Consider the following 19,254-nt stretch of genomic DNA (forward strand, 5'->3'; position numbering starts at 1 on the left):
ATTTAATTAATGTAATTATTTAGAAGTACTAGAAACTTCGTTCTTTTTAAAAATTGTGTTATTCCAAAATATGAAAGGATTGATACGCTCCTCATCTACCCAAATCTCATAATGAAGATGTGGCCCTGTAACTCTACCGGAATCACCCACATAACCAATGACCTGACCCTTGACAATACAATCTCCTTCTTTAACAACAGCGCGTAATAAATGACCATATAAAGTTCTTATTTCACCATTATGCCTTACTACAAGATAATTTCCATATCCGGCTTCATATTTTCTTTCAACTACCTTACCCGAAGCAGATGCATACACTCCACTTCCTTTTTTAGCTACTAAATCTATTCCTCTATGCTTTTTTATTTCCCCATCTATTGGGTGTATTCTATATCCATAATTAGATGACAATCTTTTGAAATTATCTCTATGCAGTGGGAAGTAGTTGGGAAGATCACTTGAATACTGATCTATACCTGTGGAATCTTTTTGACCAGAAACGGTTACGAACCCCATAAGGAACAAGTATAGTATCGTTATTTTAAATGATCTCAACATATATAATTTTTTCTATTGTTTATTTAATTATTCGCCAGATATGTTTCCTTGTGTTCCAGTGGCAGACATCTCTGTTCCAGCTAGCTCATCTTGTGCTTTTTGAGCCTGCTCCTCAGCATCTAAAATTGCGTCTAGCTCATAGGAAACCAAAATATTAATCTCTTCAATAATTCTATTGTAATTCCCATTTACAAGTTCTTCAAGAGACTCTTCAGGAATGGTAATAGGTAATGGTATTTTGATCTGATCATGCCGTTCTGCCTCCACCTTAATCTTACCTCTAAAAATCTTACGCTCTATAGATTCTCCAAAATTATCTGCAACCACTCCTACAAATTCTCCTTGTGATAATTGTGAAATAGTAGAAACAGGTATTACAAATTCTAAGCTTTCGTTTATTGTATAAGAAGTACTGCTAGTATCAACAGAAACATTCTTCAACTTTTGCTTTTTCTTACCAAAAATCTCTTGCAGTTTAGTTGCCGTACCACTACGAACAGAACCACTAAAAATATTACCTACAATATTGAAAATAGTTTCAGCAATCTTATCGCCGTAATCACGTTTTAACTGCTCCAAATCCTGCATTCCAATAGTAGTTGAAATCTTGTTGGACCTTGCCGTTGCAATCAAGTTATCTAACCCCATAAAATACATAGTGGGTAACTCATCAATAATAACAGAACATGGCTGTTTACCTTGTTTATTAATTTCTTTTAATATTTGAGTAGATATTAATCCAAGTGCTGGTGAATTTGTGGTTTGTGTTGAAGGTGAATTTGCCAGAATAAAAATAGATGGCTTTTCTGGATTGTTAATATCCAATGTCACATTCATATCTGGATACACATTGTTACCCATTACCCAAAATAGTTCTTTTGTAGCCAATTGAGAGAGAGGTATCCTTGCAGAAGCAGTCTGACCTGCTAATTGCTCATAAGCTTCTTTTGCCAAAGCATCTGCAAAAGGTGTCATAAAAAACTTGAGTTCTGGATAGGTTACAAAAATTTTAAACACATCCTCATCTGGACAGGAAGCCAATGCAATTGCATGCGGCAAGGTGCAATACTTACCATCTTCATAAATTTTTAAAAAATAAATACAACTTGCGAAATATGAAATTGCAGATTGTGCAAAGAAATCTTTTTTAGTAATCCACTCTTTATTCAAATTAAAGAGAACCGTTTGCGATGCTTCAATTGCATCTGCCGCCTTTCTAATGAGGTTTGGAGCAATAGGGTTTACAAAACTAGATTGATGCAAATCATCTAAAGAGACTACTGTAAATTTTGGCTCAATTTTGTAAACCGACTTATAATATTGAAAAAAAGCATGTGTTTCCTTGGCTAATGACGGAAATTTAAAATCATACACCATCATTGTAAACTGTTTCTGGATGTGCTGTCTAATATATTCTTCAATTACAGAATATGACTTACCAGAACCGGGTGTACCTAATACCATGGTAGCTCTAAAGGGATTCACCACATTTATCGTACCGTTGTCCGTTACAAAATTAACAGAATAAGGATTTACTTTTACCCCTTTTTCCTGTTTGAAAATTTGATTCTTCTCATTGAATTCGTCTTTATGCCCAAAATATCTAAAATGCTTACGTAATTTAATGAAAGCCCAAACAAAACCTACTAATGAAATTGTGGTAAGGGGAATATTTAAGTATAAATGTGGTCTAAATGCGGGAGTTAAGATAAATATTACTAAAAATAAAAAGTAAAATCCAATATATAAGTTTTGATCCTCATCTTCTTCTGGTTTTAACTTTACATGGAAACCTAAACAAGCAAATGAAATAACAAAGGCACAAGCTAATCTTAAAATTTCAGGATATTCATGTATCGCTATTATTTCTGTTATTTGAAGTACCGTGTTTGTAACACTACCGTTAGTAAAAGAATTGGATGATAAAAAATCATAATAAGTCACATAACCTTCCGATATCAGCAAGATAAAGCAAAGGACGAAAGCCAAAATAAGAAGTACATCTACAGAGAACTTTTCGTTTTTCATTTCTTTTTATGGTTTATTAGATTCTTTAATTTGTGTTTTACAATCAATTTCCATTTAATTAAATCTAGGAAATCAGCTTTAAACTTATTCAAATGTACCAGTGTAGAAGAGAAAAAAGAACGCTTTAGTAATAAGTGGGAAGCAAAAGTTGAATAGGTGGGAATATAAATTAATAAGTGATTTTTGATACTTTAACCTGAATTTAACAGGAATAGTATACCATAAAATAAGGTGTCAAATATAAAAAAATAGGATGAAAAAATTTATAACAACACTTAATATCAGACACTTAAAAACATCTTTGTCTGCTGTATTCTGACATTCTAAAAATAGATCTATCTATGGAGAAGATATTTGAATTTGTAGTATAAGTAAGAGTTTTATTCAAAAAAGTGATCCCAATTTTACCATACCAGTTATCTTACTTTTTTGAATAACCGTATTTTTACTCTTTACTGATTTCTGCCTTTTCTTTTGGGCTTAGGCGATGGCTTTTTATCTTTTTGATTTTTTATTGCAGAGGCTTTAAGATGGTCTCTCCGTATGGTCTCATTTGACTCAATGGAAGATTCATCATTATCAGACTTCAGTTTCACAGGTGTTTTTAAAGCATTCCATTTATCAATACCTAATTCGCTTTCGCTACTTTCCCATTCAGCTTCCATAATTGCTCTTTCTGCCTCTGTTGGCATTGAAGCTACATTGGAAGTTACTGGAACCGTACTTGACGTTTGTTCTTGCACATCTAGAATGCCTTGAACCACTTCTGATTCATGCAAGTTTTGAAGTTGAATTGCTTCACTTATTCCTTCAAAAATGCCTAAAACATCTCTTTCCAATGCATATTTCAAAAATTCTTGTATGTCTTCTCCTTCTAAAAAAGTATGCTGTTCTGCATTTGTTAATTCTTCCAAGTGCTGCAATTCTCCACTTTGAAGAACTGGTAACCGTTGCTGCTCTGTTATTTTTAAATTTTGTCCTAATTCCTCAGAATTAGATGCATTAAGAATCATATTTGCCATTATAGATCTGGCTACTTCTTGTTCTTCAGGCAAAAATGGAAACCCTAATTCATCTTCAGCATTTCTAATCTCGTCTAATAAATGAGCTAAGACATTTTCAGCATTCTCAAAAAAGGGTTCTTGAACCTGTTCTAAAGTGAGGCCAAAATCAATCATCCCTATAGTTTGTAGAGTATTAAGTTCAGTAGCTTCTCGTAATGCTTGCCTCCTGTTCATTGATTCTGCTGCCATTAAATGAGACGCCGCATCTATTATTCTTCCAGAAATAGAATTTTCATTATGATTACTTTGTATAATACTTTGATTGGCTACTACGAGACCTAGTTGTGCAGGGTTAAAACCATATTGTGAAATAGCTCTCACTTGATATTCTGGCAATCTAATTACATTTTCAAATAGGTTTTGATTCGTAATTTGTGCATTATCTCTTTGAAAAGCTTGCATTGTTCTTAATGTATTTTCTCCAAAAGCAGGATTTAATACGTGTTGTAATTCAAGTCCATAATTCAAAACCCCCATAACTTGAACCTCATTCATACCCCGTATACTTTGAAACGCCACACGATGTGAATAATTAACCTCTCTATTTGCAATTGCATTCAAGCGAAATTGGTCTAATCCTCTCAAGGTATGTGCGCCAAAATTTGGCGCAAGTACATCATCTCGCATGAGCCTATACTGATCTAACCCCCAGGCTTGGTTTACATCTAGATGCTGCACCATGGCAAAAGCTTCTGGAATGTTCTGTGCTCTTCCTTGTGCCATAATTCTGAGCATTGTATTTACTGTATGTTCTCCAAAATTTCTTGATTGAACTTGATCAGGTGTAAGGTTAAATACAAGAATACCTCTTACTTGATGGGCATCTAAGCCCTGAATTCTTCTAAATGCACTTTGATTTGTAAGCGTTTGATCTATATCTATCAAATGACCAATTCCATCAAGGGTATGTTCTCCAAAATTAGATGTTAGGACTTGATCTCGGCGGAGTCCAAATCTTGTAATTCCATTGGTTTGAAATTGATCTAAACCCCTAACCATTTCAAAGGCATCACTTCTACTTACCACCTTCCTTTGTTGAAGTAACATGTACATGGAGTCTGTAGTATGTTCTCCAAAATTAGGAGAAAACACATCAGCTCTGCTAAGTCCTAATTCAGTAATAGCGTGCGTTTGATTTTGATCTAAGCCTTGAACCATCTTAAAAGCATCCATTGTATTTTCTGCTCTTCGCTGATGAAGCAACATCCCTAAAGACCTAAGTGTATGTACTCCAAAATTTTCTGTTTGAACCTGCTCAAGATTCAAACCATAATCATTAATACCTCTGATTTGGTTATAGTCAAGATTTGTTTGATCCATAAGTTGCCGATGAATATTCTGGTTGTTCATTATTTATGCTTTAGGAAATTCTCATTCTTACATTCCTGAACCTCTTTTATAAGTTGAAGGTCGCTTTTTATTTGAATTATTCTTGTTAGCTCGTTTTTTATCATTAGTTAAACTGGCATCACTTGAAGCTCTTTTTAGTTCACTAGAAACTGGCAACGCCGCAGTAGTAAAAGCTGTTAAGTTTGATTCTTGATTAAGTGAATTTTCGGTTGAAACAGTAGGTGCTGCTGCTATACCTGAGGTTGCTATCACCGCTTCTATCAATTTGCTATCTGTGGCAGCGATGTCTGCTTCTAGAGTCTTTTGTTCTTCTAAAATCTCTGTTTTTGATGCTTGCTTCTGCAAAGAGTTAAATATAGCTCTAGACATATCATATTTATCTTGTATCAGAGGAAGTTCCAAATCATCATCATCACCTGCTAATTGGATAGCTATGATAGGTAATATATTTTGTTCAGATTGAAAAAATGGGCTTTGCACCTGATCAAGGGAAAGTCCATAATCTGTAATACCCATAATTTGATTTTGAGTAAGATCAATAGCCATTACAAAGGCTTCATTATTTGATACATCTAATGAATTCATTAGATTCTCAATTACTTCAATGGTTCCTCCAGTCACTCTATTATAAGGTTCTTCGGTAGTATGATCTAAGCCATCTTCTCCATAACGCAAGCCAACTTGTTCTAAAGATAAATTAAGAGCTCCTAAACCCCGAATTTGATACTCATCTAGAGAAGCTACTTCTGAATATAAATTATATCCTGTTTGGTTGGGTTGTATTCTGTCTAGTGTATCCATTGCATTGACAAATGTTTGGTTAAAACTCGGCTCTTGAACTTGCGCTCTTGTTAACATATAGTTGGTAATTGCATTCACTTGCACGGCATTTAATCCTCTTACCACCTCAAATGCTTCTACCGCATTTTGGATATTGTCCTCATCTGCCATTAAATTTCCTATTCCACGCAATGTATGAAGGCCAAAATTAGGGGTGGTTACTTGTTCTCGATTTAAGTCATACTGATATACACCTCGGGTTTGCGCATCATTCATACCTTCAACCATTTGAAAAGCTTCTGCATTATCCTGAGCTCTATGAGAACTAACTAATATGTGCATTGCATCCGTAGTATGTCTTCCAAAATTTTCTTCCAATACTTGCCCTCTTAATAATCCATTTCTAACGACACCTTCTACCTGATCTTCATTTAATCCCCGTATCATATTAAAGGCTGCTGATACCGACAAATTCTGATTTTGTGCTCTAAGTTCTGTAATACCCTCTAATGTATGCTGCCCAAAATTTTGCTCATTTACTTGACGGGCAGTCAACCCTAAACCGTTTATACCTTGGCGTTGTTCAACGGATAGTCGTCTGTTTTGAACTCTCTCATTATTATTTGGTTGATCCATAATACCCTATCTGTTTTAAAAGAATAACTTTAGTTTTTATTTGTAAATTCCGTTGAGGTTTTTATTATCTTTTGGGACCGTTTCGTTTAGATTTATCCCTTTCTTGGTTGTTGTTTTTTTTTGCCGCTGGTTTGCGATTCTGATTTTTTTCAGTTGATTCTTCTGATTCTTCTGATTTAAATTTAGGTGAAACTGGAATCGTAAAAGCTCCAAGATTTCTTTCCTCAAACACACTTCCCTCAAGTTCATTATTTTCATTTTCTCTTGGCATCGCTGCAACCCCTGTAGTTGCTAGAGTAAACTTCATGATTTCTTGCTCTGTCTCTTCTATATCTCTTGCGTTAGAAACTTGGGCAGGTAAACTCTCTTGAGTATTATTCTCTAATGCTCCCAGAATTCCATCAAAAATACCTAAGAAATCCCTTTCAAAAGCGTAACTAAGAAATTCGTTTAGATCTTGATCATCAAGTAAAACATCAATACCTGAAGGTAAATTCTCAGTTGAGGTTACGCTATTTAATAACTCATTTTGTGGGTTTTCTGACTCTAAAATCATTTGAGCCATTAACGCTCTTACTCTGTCCCTGTCCTCGGGTAAAATGGGTATATTAAATTCTCCTTCTTCATCTCTAGTGTTTTCCAGTAATACATCTAATATTCCGTCTTCATTTTGAAATAGTGGAATTTGCACTTGTTCCAGGCTAAGACCTAAATCTATCATTGAGATAATCTGCGTACTGTTTAACTCCGTTGCGGTAGTTTGTGCTTCTTCCCTATCCATTCCTTCCTCAGAAATCAAATGCGCAATGGCATCAATATCACTTCCTGAAATATGGCTAACACCTTCAAGATCACTTTGAACAAACTCATTGTTTTCAACCACAATTCCTAATTGTTCTGCCGTAAAGTTATGTTCTGAAATTGCTCGAATTTGATATTCTGGCATTTCCATTGCAAAATTTAGAAGGTTTTCTCCGGAGGCTTCCGGATTAATGGCTTGAAGTGCTGTTAACGCATTGGCAATACCGGCAATATATCTAGGCTGCTCTACCTGCTCCCTAGTAAGCCCAAAATTGGCAACACCTCTAACTTGATGTTCTTGTAAGCCTTCAAGTGCCCGAAAAGCTTGACGAAAGCTTAATCCGGGATTAGAAAATCGCATTTGCCACATCCCCGCAAGAGTATGCCTTCCGAAATTTGGAGACAAAACTTGATTTCTTCTTAAACCATAGAAATTAACAGCATTTGTCTGCGTTTCATCAAATCCTCTTACTAGATTGAAGGCGGCTCTAAAATCATCCACTCTTCGATTGTCCACTAGCTCCCGTATAGCAGTTAGCGTATGCTGTCCAAAATTAGGTGATTGTACCTGTTCTCTCCCAAGTCTAAAATCAATAATTCCTCTGGTTTGGATAGGATTTAAACCAGTTACTATTTGCAAAGCCTGTGGAAAACTCTGAACGCGTCTAAAACTATTTAAATGTTGTATTGCTTCATTAGTATGTTCTCCATAATTAGTTGTTAACACTTGGTCTCTTGTAAAACCAAAAGCCACCAAACCTGCGGCTTGATCTGGATTTAAACCAGTTAATATTTGTGCTGCATCCTGTTTACTTCTAGCTCTGTTTTGTGATAGTAGCGCATTAATACCATTAAGGGTATGAATTCCAAATTGTTCATCAAGTACCTGTGACCTTGTCATATCATAAATCACAACACCTTGGATTTGTTGTTCGCCTAATTCTCTGATGATCTCAAAGGCTTCCTGAGGCGTTTCAACTCTGTCTTGTGATAACAATGCAGCTATCCCATCTAATATTTGATCTCCAAAATTTGGAGAATGCACATCTTCTATGGTAAGTCCAAAATTTTGTATTCCCATTTCTTGCGCCTGCGTAAGCAATGGGTTTTGTGAAGGCTCTTTATTAAATTCTAATTCTTTCATATCATCATACTTAAAAATCATTAAAAGGTTATGTTGATTCTCTTGTATTATTGCTTCTCCCTTTCAATCATTATTTATAAGTACCTACAGGGTTTAAATACCCCCAACTGCTTTTATTTTTAAACCAACCTCTTCTAATTAAAAGTTCAATTAAAGAACTAAAAATCAAGCGATGTGAAAAAGCGAAAAAAAATCTACTAGGGGGTTTTAATATGAGTTGATACTTATTATAGAACACATAAAACCAAAGTGATATGATTACCAAAGCTCACAAGTCGTGTATTAGAGAATTAATAGGACTAAACGTACAATTAAGAGAAGCCACAATTTATGACTTCTTTAGAGGAGAAGGAAAAATTTATGCACACCTGACAAATATCCAAGGAATTATTTCCTGTGTAAAAGATAATGATAAACCATTTAGGAAAGCGTCTGAATTTGATATTAGAAAATACATTGTTAATGAAATGTATAATATTTCTATTCCTCATTCCTACTCACCCAGTTTAAGACAGGTGCGAAGAAATTTTTTAAGAAAAGTGTATCCACTAAAACAAACAATGGATGATGCATTTTTTAATGAGATTAGAAGTGATTTAAATATCTTAGAAGCACTCCCAGATTACAGGCGAAATTGAATTAGATACTAACACTCCATATTTTTGAAATACGTGCTATAAAAAGATTAAACTATCAATATAATACCCTACAAAAGGTAATCATCTTTAGGAAGTAGGCATCAAAACAAATAAATATGCTTTGCACTCATATTAGGATGTCAAGTTGATCTTAATTGCTATGTATCATGATACTAAAAAATTTAAACTTTGCTTGTTTACTCAGATCATGTCTCGGTATTCTTTCATACGTCCTAAAAGTAAGCTTTGCTATAGGTATATACGTATTTGAATCATTTAAAAGTTTATATTTCAAACGATTAGTGTTATTAATACCCCATTTCAAAACCTAGCTAAAAACAGAAGGGTGAGCATAACGTGCGGCCTAAATGAACTTTGTTCTAAGAACAAGAATGGATGCTTTATTGAACAACCCATATATCTGGAAAACTTATATTAAGATTACGCAGGGTAAAAGAAAATTCCAATGACTAAAAGGTTACCCAATAAACCACAGAACACCCGTTCAGCATATTAAAGGACCATGAGAACCCAAATTTATCCTAGTCTAGAACAAAGAAAATACCCTTTACAAAGTTTTCATAATGATCCTACAACCTGAGAAAACTAATTCCATTTTAGATCTAAAAGAGTTCAAAACCAAACTCAAAGTGCTTGACTTTCTTATCTTTTGATTCCAGACCTTATAAGCCCATCTTCAAGGTTCCATTATAGCACAACAGAACTTTCTCTAATTGAATCAAATTATCTTGGAAATTCTTATTTTTATTAAAATTGAAGTTGATCCACAGACTCCAGTTAGGGCAACGTTTAATGCAGTAACAATACAAATTTAAATAGTTTATGAAAGACAACTTTTCTTCGCAATCAGACGAATACGCAAAATTCCGACCAACATATCCGGCAGACTTTTTTGATTATTTGAATTCAATTATTCCGAATAAAGAAAATGCCTGGGATTGTGGAACAGGAAACGGACAAGTTGCTTATGAATTGGCAAAGGCATTCAGCAATGTTTTTGCAACAGACATTAGCCAATCACAAATAGACAACGCCCTAAAAGCAGATAACATAAAATATGCTGTTCAGCCTGCCGAAAGGACAAATTTCAACAATGGGATATTTGACTTAATTATTGTTGCTCAAGCTATACATTGGTTTGACTTTGAGAAATTCTATGCAGAAGTAAGACGAACAGCAAAAGAAAATTCCAAAATCTGCATAGTTGGTTATGGCAGAATAGAAATTACACCACAGATAGATAAAATAATTTTGGGTTTTTACACAAAAATTATTGGGAACTATTGGGATAAAGAAAGAAAATATATTGACGAAAAATACAAAACGATTCCATTTCAATTTAAAGAAATCAAAACGCCAATATTTGAGAATAAACACCCATGGGATTTAGAACACTTGATTGGATATTTGAATACTTGGTCTGCTGTGAAACATTTTATCAAACAAAATAATCACAATCCAGTCAATAAGCTTGAAAAAGAGTTAAAACAACTTTGGAAAAGTAAACAAATTAAAGAAGTGAAGTTCCCAATGCTCCTGAGAATCGGAAAAATTAATGGCAACGCTCGCTAAAATTGACGGTTCTCCATTAAAATTGAGGAGCGTGCTCCTCTCAAAGTTCTATCCGCTAATTCTAAGATATCCAGTACATCTATCTAATTCATCTGGCTTGTTTTGCCTGATGTAAGGTAATGAAGCAAACGAATTACTAACCTCTAGAAAGTTAAGATTAAAAAATGATAATTCTATATGTCTCATTTTTTAAACAAGGCTCTGTTGCGCTTTTTATCAAACTTATAATAGTTAACTGAATAGTTACCTTTATTTGATATCAAAAAGAGGTACAAAAATAAAAAAGCCTGATAATCAATAATTATCAAGCTTTTTGAGTTAAACAAATAGTTTAAAGTGACCGCGGAGGGACTCAAACCCCCAACCCTCAGAGCCGAAATCTGATGCGCTATTCAGTTGCGCCACGCGGCCTAATTTTCAGCAAATATAGCTGATTATTCTAATAAGAAATAACTTAAGATAATTTTTGCTTTACGATACTAGAAATAGTCTTTCCATCTGCCTGTCCTGCAAGTTTCTGGCCAACTATTCCCATTACTTTACCCATATCTTTCATACTTGCTGCCCCAGTTTCTGCAATAACCGCTTCTACTGTGGCAAGCACTGCTGCTTCATCTAACTGTGCAGGAAGAAACTGCTCAATCACAGCTGCCTGTTCTTTTTCTGGAGTAGCCAAGTCTTCTCGACCTTGCTCTGTAAAAATGGCTGCACTGTCTTTGCGTTGTTTTACCAATTTCTGCAATAGCTTTATTTCATCCTGTTCAGAAATACTCCCTCCTGCTCCTCCTTCTGTTTGAGCCAATAAAAGTGCTGATTTCACAGCGCGTAATGCTTCCAAAGAAGTAGAATCCTTTGCTTTCATGGCTGTTTTCATTGCCTCCATAATTTTGCTCTGTAAACTCATTTGATTTTCTTTTAAAATGGATAGCGAAGATAATAAATAACCCGAAATCTAATGAAGATTTCGGGTTAAAATGTAGCAGATACAGTAGGTTAATTATATATTTTTAATCTACATTATCGTGCAAAAATGAATTGTTTGACCGCAGTTGATTTTCGTCATTACTATCTGTACCAATAGAGGTTCTTGATGAGTTTTCAGTATTACTCTTACTCTCAAGCTCTATACCCATTCTCTTATATGCAGGCTGTTTCTCAATTTCATCTATCCTTGAAATATTATTTTGAAACTTGTAGTTAAATTCCTTGAGCTTCTTTCTTCTCTCTTCGGCTCTCAGCTTCAATGTATCGGCAATGGAGCAATTTAAAGGATCTATTTCGTCTATATTTTTTTCAGTCTCAATAGTGGCTTCCACCCTTTTTTCAAAAACCAAAGCCTCTTCAGTAATTTCTGTCTTGTTCTCTTTTGCCTTAGCCGATGACAGTTGTTGCTCTATTTCCATATAGTCGTCCAGACTATATCTTTTTTCGCCTTGATCTGAATACTCTGTGATAGGAATTACTTCTACCGGATCTTTCACTTCATAATCTTTTACATCCTCAGTTAAATCAAATAGCACCACATTAGATGGATTTTCTTCGTTCTCAACCTCCTTGTTCTGAACTGGGAGATCAAATGCAAGCGTAATTTGATTTTCATTTTCAGATTTCACAATTTCTGGATCAACCACATCCATATCTTTTAATTTTGGAGTGGTATCTATAATCACAAAATCGTCTGTATCTGCAATGATCTCGTCATATACTACGTTTATATTTCTTATGATATCCGTTGTAGGAATCAAATTAGTATTTAATGAAGAGGTTTCATCTGTAAGGGTATGCCTAATTACAGGAGCAGCAGGTTTCTCTTGTGGTAAAAACTGTTTTTTACTAATTGGAGGATCAAAAAAGCTAGCTGTTTTTTGCGGACTTAGATTCTGAGTTGCTTTTTGTTCATCTTCTAAGGTATGAATAATCTTTTTAGTCTCGGTATTTACAATTTCATCTTGCTGTTCTACATTAAACCCAGTTGCTATTACAGTCACAGCGATAGCATCTCCTAAATCTTCATCTTCACCCACACCCATAATAATATTAGCTCCATGCCCTGCCTCATTTTGAATATGGTCATTAATCTCTCCTATTTCATCAATAGTAATTTCCTGACTTCCTGAAACAATTAATAGCAAAACATTCTTAGCACCTCGTATTTTATTGTCATTTAACAATGGGGAATCTAAAGCTTTTGTAATAGCCTCTTGAGCTCTACTCTCTCCGTCTGCGGAGGCCGATCCCATAATTGCAGTACCACTATTAGACAAAACGGTTTTTGCATCTCTAAGGTCAATATTTTGAGTATAGTGATGTGTTATTACCTCAGCTATACCTCTAGAAGCCGTAGCAAGCACTTCATCTGCTTTTGAAAAACCAGCTTTAAACCCAAGGTTTCCATAAACCTCTCGTAGTTTATTATTATTGATAACAATTAAAGAATCTACATGTCTTCGCAAATTTTCTACACCTAATTGCGCTTGTTTATTTCGCATTTTGCCTTCAAACTGAAATGGTATGGTGACTATTCCTACCGTAAGAATATCCATATCCTTTGCCATTTTGGCAATTATAGGAGCTGCCCCTGTACCTGTGCCGCCTCCCATACCAGCGGTGATAAAAATCATTTTGGTATTAGTGTCTAGCATTGCTTTTATCTCTTCTAGACTTTCTATGGCAGATTGCTCTCCAACTTCTGGATTGGCGCCAGCACCCAAACCTTCTGTTAAAGAAACACCTAATTGTATTTTATTAGGTATTGAACTATTTTCTAATGCCTGTGCATCTGTATTACATATTACAAAGTCTACCCCTTTAATGCCTTGCTTAAACATATGGTTAATAGCATTACTGCCGCCGCCTCCTACACCAATTACCTTGATAACGTTACTTTGGTTTTTAGGAAGATCAAATGAAATATTGCCAAAATCTGTGTTGCTGCTCATAATTAATATTTACTGGTTCTTTTGTAGCTTATTCTGCGTTATCTAAAAAATCTTTTAACTTTTCCGACCATTTTTCAAAAATGGACTTCCGTTGTTTCTTGTAGGCTTCGTTGGTTTGGGATTCTTGCGGTTCTGTATCTAAAACTGCTTCTTCATTTTTATGAGATGATTGTTGTTCTAAATCTGTTGATTTAAAATTATTTTTATGCTGTCTTCTTAAGGCATTCATCACAAGACCTACTGCGGTTGCATATAATGGACTTGCTGTTTCTGCATCAGAATCTCCAGCGAGGTGTTCGTTTGGAAAACCAATACGAGTGTCCATTCCTGTAATATATTCAACTAATTGTTTTAAATGTTTTAACTGGCTACCACCACCCGTTAATACGATCCCTGCTATTAGCTTTTTCTTTTGGTCTTCATGCCCGTAATTTTTTATCTCCATATATACCTGCTCAATAATTTCAACTACTCTTGCATGTATAATTTTAGATAAATTTTTAAGGGTAATTTCTTTAGGTTCTCTTCCTCTTAGTCCTGGAATGGATACTATTTCATTATCCTTATTTTCACCAGGCCATGCCGATCCGAATTTTATTTTCAACAATTCAGCTTGTTTCTCAATAATGGAACAACCTTCTTTAATATCTTCTGTGATTACATTACCACCAAAAGGAATCACTGCTGTATGCCTTATGATACCATCTTTAAAAATAGCGAGATCTGTAGTACCACCTCCAATATCTATTAAGGCAACCCCAGCTTCTTTTTCTTCCCTGCTAAGAACTGCGTTAGCAGAAGCAAGAGGCTCTAATGTTATACCCGAAAGATCAAGACCTGAGCTTTTTACACAACGTCCAATATTTCTAATGGAAGATACTTGCCCAACCACCACATGGAAATTAGCCTCCAATCTTCCTCCATACATCCCAATAGGCTCTTTTATTTCTGCCTGCCCATCTACTTTGTATTCTTGAGGTAGTACATGAATAATTTCTTCTCCAGGAAGCATTACCAATTTATAAACCTGATTACAAAGATTGTCCACATCGTCTTCATCTATCACTTCGTCAGAATTGGGACGAGTGATATAATCACTGTGCTGAAGGCTTCTGATATGCTGTCCTGCAATACCAACTACTACCTCTGCAATTTTTAGCCCAGAATTACTCTCTGCCTGTTCTACTGCCTGTTGTATAGACTGGATAGTTTGAGTGATGTTATTAACCACGCCACGATGTACCCCAAGACTCTTGGACTTACCAATACCAAGAATTTCAATTTTACCATACTCGTTCTCACGACCAATCATGGCCACAATCTTAGTGGTACCAATATCTAACCCTACTGCATAATTTTTGTGTTCCATCTTTTACTTTTTGGTGCACACTACCTGATTATCAAATTTCAAACTCACCACTTTATAGTTATTTAAAGTTCCATCTTTTAATGCTTTCTGATAAAATGCTTTAAAATTTCTAAACTTTGTCTCTAGCTTTTCTACTTTACCTAAGCCTATTTTAAAATCATAGGTACGTACACTTAATATCATATTTTTTTCACCAGAATGTATTCCGGTAATATTCTTTAAGAGAAAATCATCTTTTACAATGTAATCTGCCAAACCATAGAGCGCTTCTAAAGTATTTTCATTTACCACCCCTGTAATTAGTGGAACTCTTGCAGAAAACACGGGTGAAAGCGGCATCTTTTTCCCTTCTGAATCCAGATAATAAGAATCAACACCTTCAATACGGGCTATTGGCTTTCTTTGATTTATTCTGGCTTCAAGCTGCCCATTAACTGTCATATAGACTTGAGCATCCTGAATCATTTGGTTTTTATTAAGTACATTCTCCAGCGTATTCAAAACTAATTTTTCTTTGGTAATACTCGTTATAGTTTCTTCATTTTGTATTAACAATTTATTAACCATCGGATACGTAATAAAAGGAGGTTGCCCATCTGTAAATTTAATCTCTAATTTTGCCAGGTTTCTTTTCTCGTTACGCATGTTGGTGAAAGAAAACAATAGTATTGCCAATACTACTGCAATCACCAATCTCAGTATATTTAGCTTACGATGCATTCTTCAAAATATTTATTATTTGTTGTACTTCCGCTCCTATATCACCTGCTCCCATTGTTATTATTAATTCAGCAGGCTTGGTTTCAACATATGCTAATAATTCAGGTTTTGTTTTTAGCGATTTCTTAGACCTACTTATTTTATTTAAGAGCCAAGATGAAGTAACGCCTTCAATAGGCAACTCTCTGGCTGGATAAATATCTAATAAAACAACTTCATCAAATTTTGATAAGCTACTTGCAAATTCTTCAACAAAATCACGCGTACGAGTGTACAAATGAGGCTGAAAAATTGCCAATGTTTTTTTATTGGGATACATTTCACTTACAGCTTGATGAACCGCATTAATTTCAGTAGGATGATGTGCATAATCGTCAATATAAACCAATTCCGGTTTATTGATATGTACACTAAAACGTCTTTGCACACCTTTAAAAGTCTTGAGTGCTTTGGCGAGGCGGTTGGTGGGGGTGCCGGTCTCTACCGCCATCGCAAAAGCTACTAATCCGTTTAACAAATTATGTTTTCCAGGCTTGTTAAACTCTACACCCCTGATCACCTCAGTTGGCGTCACCACATCAAAAACGTAGGTCGCATTTTTGATCTTCAAATTCTGTATGCTATAATCGGAATCATCGTCAATTCCATAGGTTATACCCTTGATAGGGAGTCCGTTTCTAATAAATAATTTACCATTAGGTTTTATGCATTTTGCAAAATCCCTAAATGATTTTTCTAATTCAGATGCATTTCCATAAATGTCTAGATGGTCTGCGTCCATAGAGGTAATGCAAGCTACATCTGGAGAAAGGTGCAAAAAAGAACGATCAAACTCATCAGCTTCCGCTACCGTTACTTCACTGCCATCCATTATAAAATTACTACCAAAATTCTCTGACACTCCGCCTAGAAAAGCGGTTAAGGAAGTGCCTGTTTCATTCAAAATATGAGTTAAAATAGCAGATGTTGTGGTTTTACCATGCGTTCCTGCTACTGCAAAACTAAAGGTGCTTTTTGTAAGCATTCCTAATACTTTTGCGCGCTTTTCAACCACAAATTCATTTCTACTGAAAAACTGAAACTCTGTATGAGTCTCCGGAACCGCAGGTGTATAAACCACGAGTGTTTTTTCTTTGTTAAGACACCATTCTGGGATGAGACTTATATCATCTTTATAATGTATTTCAATGTCATTTGCCTCCATCTGCTCAGTAAGCTTTGTACGAGTCTTATCGTAACCTGCCACTTGCTTTCCTATAAATCTAAAATAGCGAGCGAGGGCAGACATGCCAATGCCACCAATCCCTATAAAGTATACGCTATGTACAGATTCTAGATTCACAATTTTGACTTTAATATATTCTCAATTTCATCTACTATGTGCCGAGTTGCTTCTGGTTTTGCCAACCGGCTAATGTTGGTAGATAATTCTTTTTGAGCAGCTTCAGAAGACATTAAATTCTTAAGCATTGCGCCAAATTCTTGAGCTGCCTGATCCTCCTTCAACATTAAAGCAGCTCCTTTATCTACTAATGCTTTTGCATTTTTGGCTTGATGATCTTCTGCTACATTAGGAGACGGAATAAAAATTACAGGTTTCCCTACAATGGCTAATTCTGAAATAGATCCAGCTCCTGCTCTTGATATAATTATATCTGCTGCTGCATAGGCTTCATCCATATTGGCAATAAAGGATACGACCTTTATAGCGTCTTGATTGTATTTTTTATAATCCTCTTTATATAATTTTCCACATTGCCAGATGAGTTGAAGTTTTAATTTTTCAAATAGCGGTAGATGATCCTCAACAATTTTATTCATCATTCTTGCTCCCAAACTCCCGCCAAGTATTAGGATAGTTTTTTTTGTTTCATCTAACTCAAAAAAACGAATTCCATTATCTCTCTTAGACGCTATATTCAAAAGGTCTTTACGCACTGGGTTCCCCGTTTTAACAATTTTGTCTTCTGGAAAATATTTTTCCAAACCATCATAGGCTACACAAATTCTAGACGCATTAGAAGCAAGCATTCTATTTGTAATTCCCGGATATGAATTCTGTTCTTGCAATACATAAGGAATATGATTTAAAGCAGCCATTTTAAGGAGCGGTCCGCTTGCATAACCACCTGTACCAATAACAAGGTCTGGTTGTCTTTTTTTAATGATGCTCCTTGCCTTTAACATACTACTTACCAATTTAAATGGAAACATTAAATTCTTTAATGTAAGTTTCCGTTGAAATCCAGCAATCCATAATCCTTTTATTTCGTATCCAGCCAGTGGCACTTTCTCCATTTCCATTCTTCCTTTAGCGCCTACAAAAAGGAAAGTTGCTTCTGGATATCTAAGTCGCAATTCATTTGCTATAGCTATTGCTGGGTAGATATGCCCCCCAGTTCCTCCACCTGATATGATAAATTTATAACTGCTCACTTAAAATTTCTAAAGGGTTGGGTTCTTCCATTTCATTTTTCAGCTCGTTTAACGCTTCCTGTCTTTTAGCACTCACACTCAAAATAATTCCTAAAGCGAGACATGTCATCCATATTGAAGTTCCCCCACTACTTATTAAGGGAAGTGTTTGTCCTGTAACAGGAAACAACTCTACTGCTACTGCCATATTAATAAACGCCTGAATTACAATTGGTAAGCCAACACCTATCACTACCAATTTCCCGAAAATATGATCTGATTTATGTGCAACCACTACAATTCTAAAAAGTAGCAACAGGTACAGAAAAACCAACAATAAACCGCCTAATAAACCATACTCTTCTACTATAATTGCGAAAATAAAATCTGATGTACTTTGTGGAAGAAAATTTTTCATAACACTCTTTCCTGCGCCTAAACCAGCAACGCCTCCTGTAGCAATGGCTATTTTTGCTTTCTCTATTTGATAATCTGCTTCTGTATCTTCATTATCTGCAAAATTCTCAATACGGCTAATCCAAGTATCTACACGGTTAGGAAACAACTTTGGAAATGCTTTTGCTGTAAGCACAAAAAAACTAAGCGCTAAGACCCCAACCCCTAAAATTCCAACAAGATATTTTAATGGATATCCTCCTAGGAAACACAACATTAAAACCATAAAAAAGATGATTGCTGTTGTTGAAAAATTAGCGGGAAGAATTAGTGCTAATACGAAAAATACTGGCATCCATAAAGGAACTAAAGAATCTTTAAAAGTGATTGCCTGATCTTTGATTTTTGACAAGTATCTAGCCACATAAATTAAAAGCACTACCGAAGCTAATGTAGAGGTTTGAAAAGTGACCCCTACAAATGGCACTTGAATCCATCTGCTAGCATTTGCTCCTTCTATAACTTTTCCTTGTGCAAGCGTGTATACCAACAAAATTAGTACTACTGGAAGGGCTATAATGGAAAGTGCTCTGAAGTAGTGGTATGGTATTTTGTGAACTGCATAAATAATAGCAAACCCTAGAACAAGTAACATTGCGTGTTTCACTAAATACCCAATTGTGGTGCCTTTACCTACCACATATACCAAATTTGTACTTGCGCTATAAACAGGTAAGAATGAGAATAAAGCCAATAAGGCCACTACTGCCCAAATAGCTCTATCTCCCTTAATATTCTTAAAAACATCCTGCAAACGCATATG

At 35.2% G+C, this 19,254-nt stretch carries 15 protein-coding genes and 1 tRNA gene; 2 read left to right on the plus strand and 14 right to left on the minus strand.

Annotation, left to right across the window (positions count from 1 at the left end; translation table 11 throughout):
- Positions 1-15: 15 nt before the first annotated feature.
- From WBG07_RS07775 to WBG07_RS07795, 5 genes are all read right to left on the minus strand, one after another.
- A complete protein-coding gene (locus WBG07_RS07775) occupies positions 16-558 on the minus strand; it encodes a M23 family metallopeptidase (protein ID WP_340200116.1) in 543 nt (180 codons plus the stop codon).
- A gap of 27 nt (positions 559-585) precedes the next feature.
- The gene (locus WBG07_RS07780; protein ID WP_340200118.1) at positions 586-2,586 is read right to left on the minus strand and encodes a TraM recognition domain-containing protein; all 2,001 of its coding nucleotides are present in this window, start codon (positions 2,584-2,586) and stop codon (positions 586-588) included.
- Between the two features lie 452 nt (positions 2,587-3,038).
- Positions 3,039-5,000 carry a hypothetical protein gene (locus tag WBG07_RS07785; RefSeq protein ID WP_340200119.1) on the minus strand — a complete coding sequence of 654 codons (1,962 nt, stop codon included), beginning with the start codon at positions 4,998-5,000 and terminating at the stop codon, positions 3,039-3,041.
- 27 nt (positions 5,001-5,027) lie between these two features.
- Positions 5,028-6,416 (minus strand): hypothetical protein, encoded by a 1,389-nt coding sequence (locus WBG07_RS07790; protein WP_340200120.1) that lies wholly within the window; start codon positions 6,414-6,416, stop codon positions 5,028-5,030.
- Between the two features lie 64 nt (positions 6,417-6,480).
- Complete coding sequence (locus tag WBG07_RS07795; protein WP_340200121.1) at positions 6,481-8,361, minus strand: hypothetical protein; 1,881 nt, start codon at positions 8,359-8,361, stop codon at positions 6,481-6,483.
- Positions 8,362-8,615: 254 nt separating this feature from the next.
- Between WBG07_RS07795 and WBG07_RS07800 the strand changes: the two genes are divergently transcribed.
- Together WBG07_RS07800 and WBG07_RS07805 are read left to right on the plus strand one after the other, a co-directional pair.
- Entirely contained in the window at positions 8,616-8,999 is a 384-nt protein-coding gene (locus WBG07_RS07800; RefSeq protein ID WP_340200122.1) for a hypothetical protein, read from the plus strand.
- An 843-nt stretch (positions 9,000-9,842) separates the two neighbouring features.
- Positions 9,843-10,592, plus strand: coding sequence for a class I SAM-dependent methyltransferase (locus tag WBG07_RS07805; protein WP_340200123.1), 750 nt, complete (start codon positions 9,843-9,845; stop codon positions 10,590-10,592).
- 48 nt (positions 10,593-10,640) lie between these two features.
- On the opposite strand, the gene WBG07_RS07810 is transcribed toward WBG07_RS07805, so the two are convergent.
- The 9 genes from WBG07_RS07810 to WBG07_RS07850 form a co-directional block, all read right to left on the minus strand.
- Positions 10,641-10,778 carry a hypothetical protein gene (locus WBG07_RS07810; protein WP_340200125.1) on the minus strand — a complete coding sequence of 46 codons (138 nt, stop codon included), beginning with the start codon at positions 10,776-10,778 and terminating at the stop codon, positions 10,641-10,643.
- Between the two features lie 151 nt (positions 10,779-10,929).
- Positions 10,930-11,003 (minus strand) — tRNA-Arg (locus WBG07_RS07815).
- A gap of 43 nt (positions 11,004-11,046) precedes the next feature.
- Positions 11,047-11,496, minus strand: coding sequence for a GatB/YqeY domain-containing protein (locus WBG07_RS07820; protein ID WP_340200127.1), 450 nt, complete (start codon positions 11,494-11,496; stop codon positions 11,047-11,049).
- A 103-nt stretch (positions 11,497-11,599) separates the two neighbouring features.
- Complete coding sequence (gene ftsZ / locus WBG07_RS07825; RefSeq protein WP_340200129.1) at positions 11,600-13,531, minus strand: cell division protein FtsZ; 1,932 nt, start codon at positions 13,529-13,531, stop codon at positions 11,600-11,602.
- A gap of 28 nt (positions 13,532-13,559) precedes the next feature.
- Positions 13,560-14,900, minus strand: coding sequence for a cell division protein FtsA (gene ftsA, locus WBG07_RS07830; protein ID WP_340200131.1), 1,341 nt, complete (start codon positions 14,898-14,900; stop codon positions 13,560-13,562).
- Positions 14,901-14,903: 3 nt separating this feature from the next.
- The gene (locus WBG07_RS07835; protein WP_340200133.1) at positions 14,904-15,620 is read right to left on the minus strand and encodes a cell division protein FtsQ/DivIB; all 717 of its coding nucleotides are present in this window, start codon (positions 15,618-15,620) and stop codon (positions 14,904-14,906) included.
- Positions 15,610-16,962 (minus strand): UDP-N-acetylmuramate--L-alanine ligase, encoded by a 1,353-nt coding sequence (gene murC / locus WBG07_RS07840; RefSeq protein WP_340200135.1) that lies wholly within the window; start codon positions 16,960-16,962, stop codon positions 15,610-15,612. The genes WBG07_RS07835 and murC overlap by 11 nt, the downstream gene beginning before the upstream one ends.
- Entirely contained in the window at positions 16,959-18,056 is a 1,098-nt protein-coding gene (murG, locus tag WBG07_RS07845; protein WP_340200137.1) for an undecaprenyldiphospho-muramoylpentapeptide beta-N-acetylglucosaminyltransferase, read from the minus strand. Before murG ends, murC begins: the two co-directional genes overlap by 4 nt.
- Complete coding sequence (locus WBG07_RS07850; protein WP_413788815.1) at positions 18,043-19,251, minus strand: FtsW/RodA/SpoVE family cell cycle protein; 1,209 nt, start codon at positions 19,249-19,251, stop codon at positions 18,043-18,045. The genes murG and WBG07_RS07850 overlap by 14 nt, the downstream gene beginning before the upstream one ends.
- Positions 19,252-19,254 lie beyond the last annotated feature (3 nt).

It is taken from the genome of Ascidiimonas meishanensis (genome assembly GCF_037782385.1).
In the GTDB taxonomy this organism is placed as follows: domain Bacteria; phylum Bacteroidota; class Bacteroidia; order Flavobacteriales; family Flavobacteriaceae; genus Ascidiimonas; species Ascidiimonas meishanensis.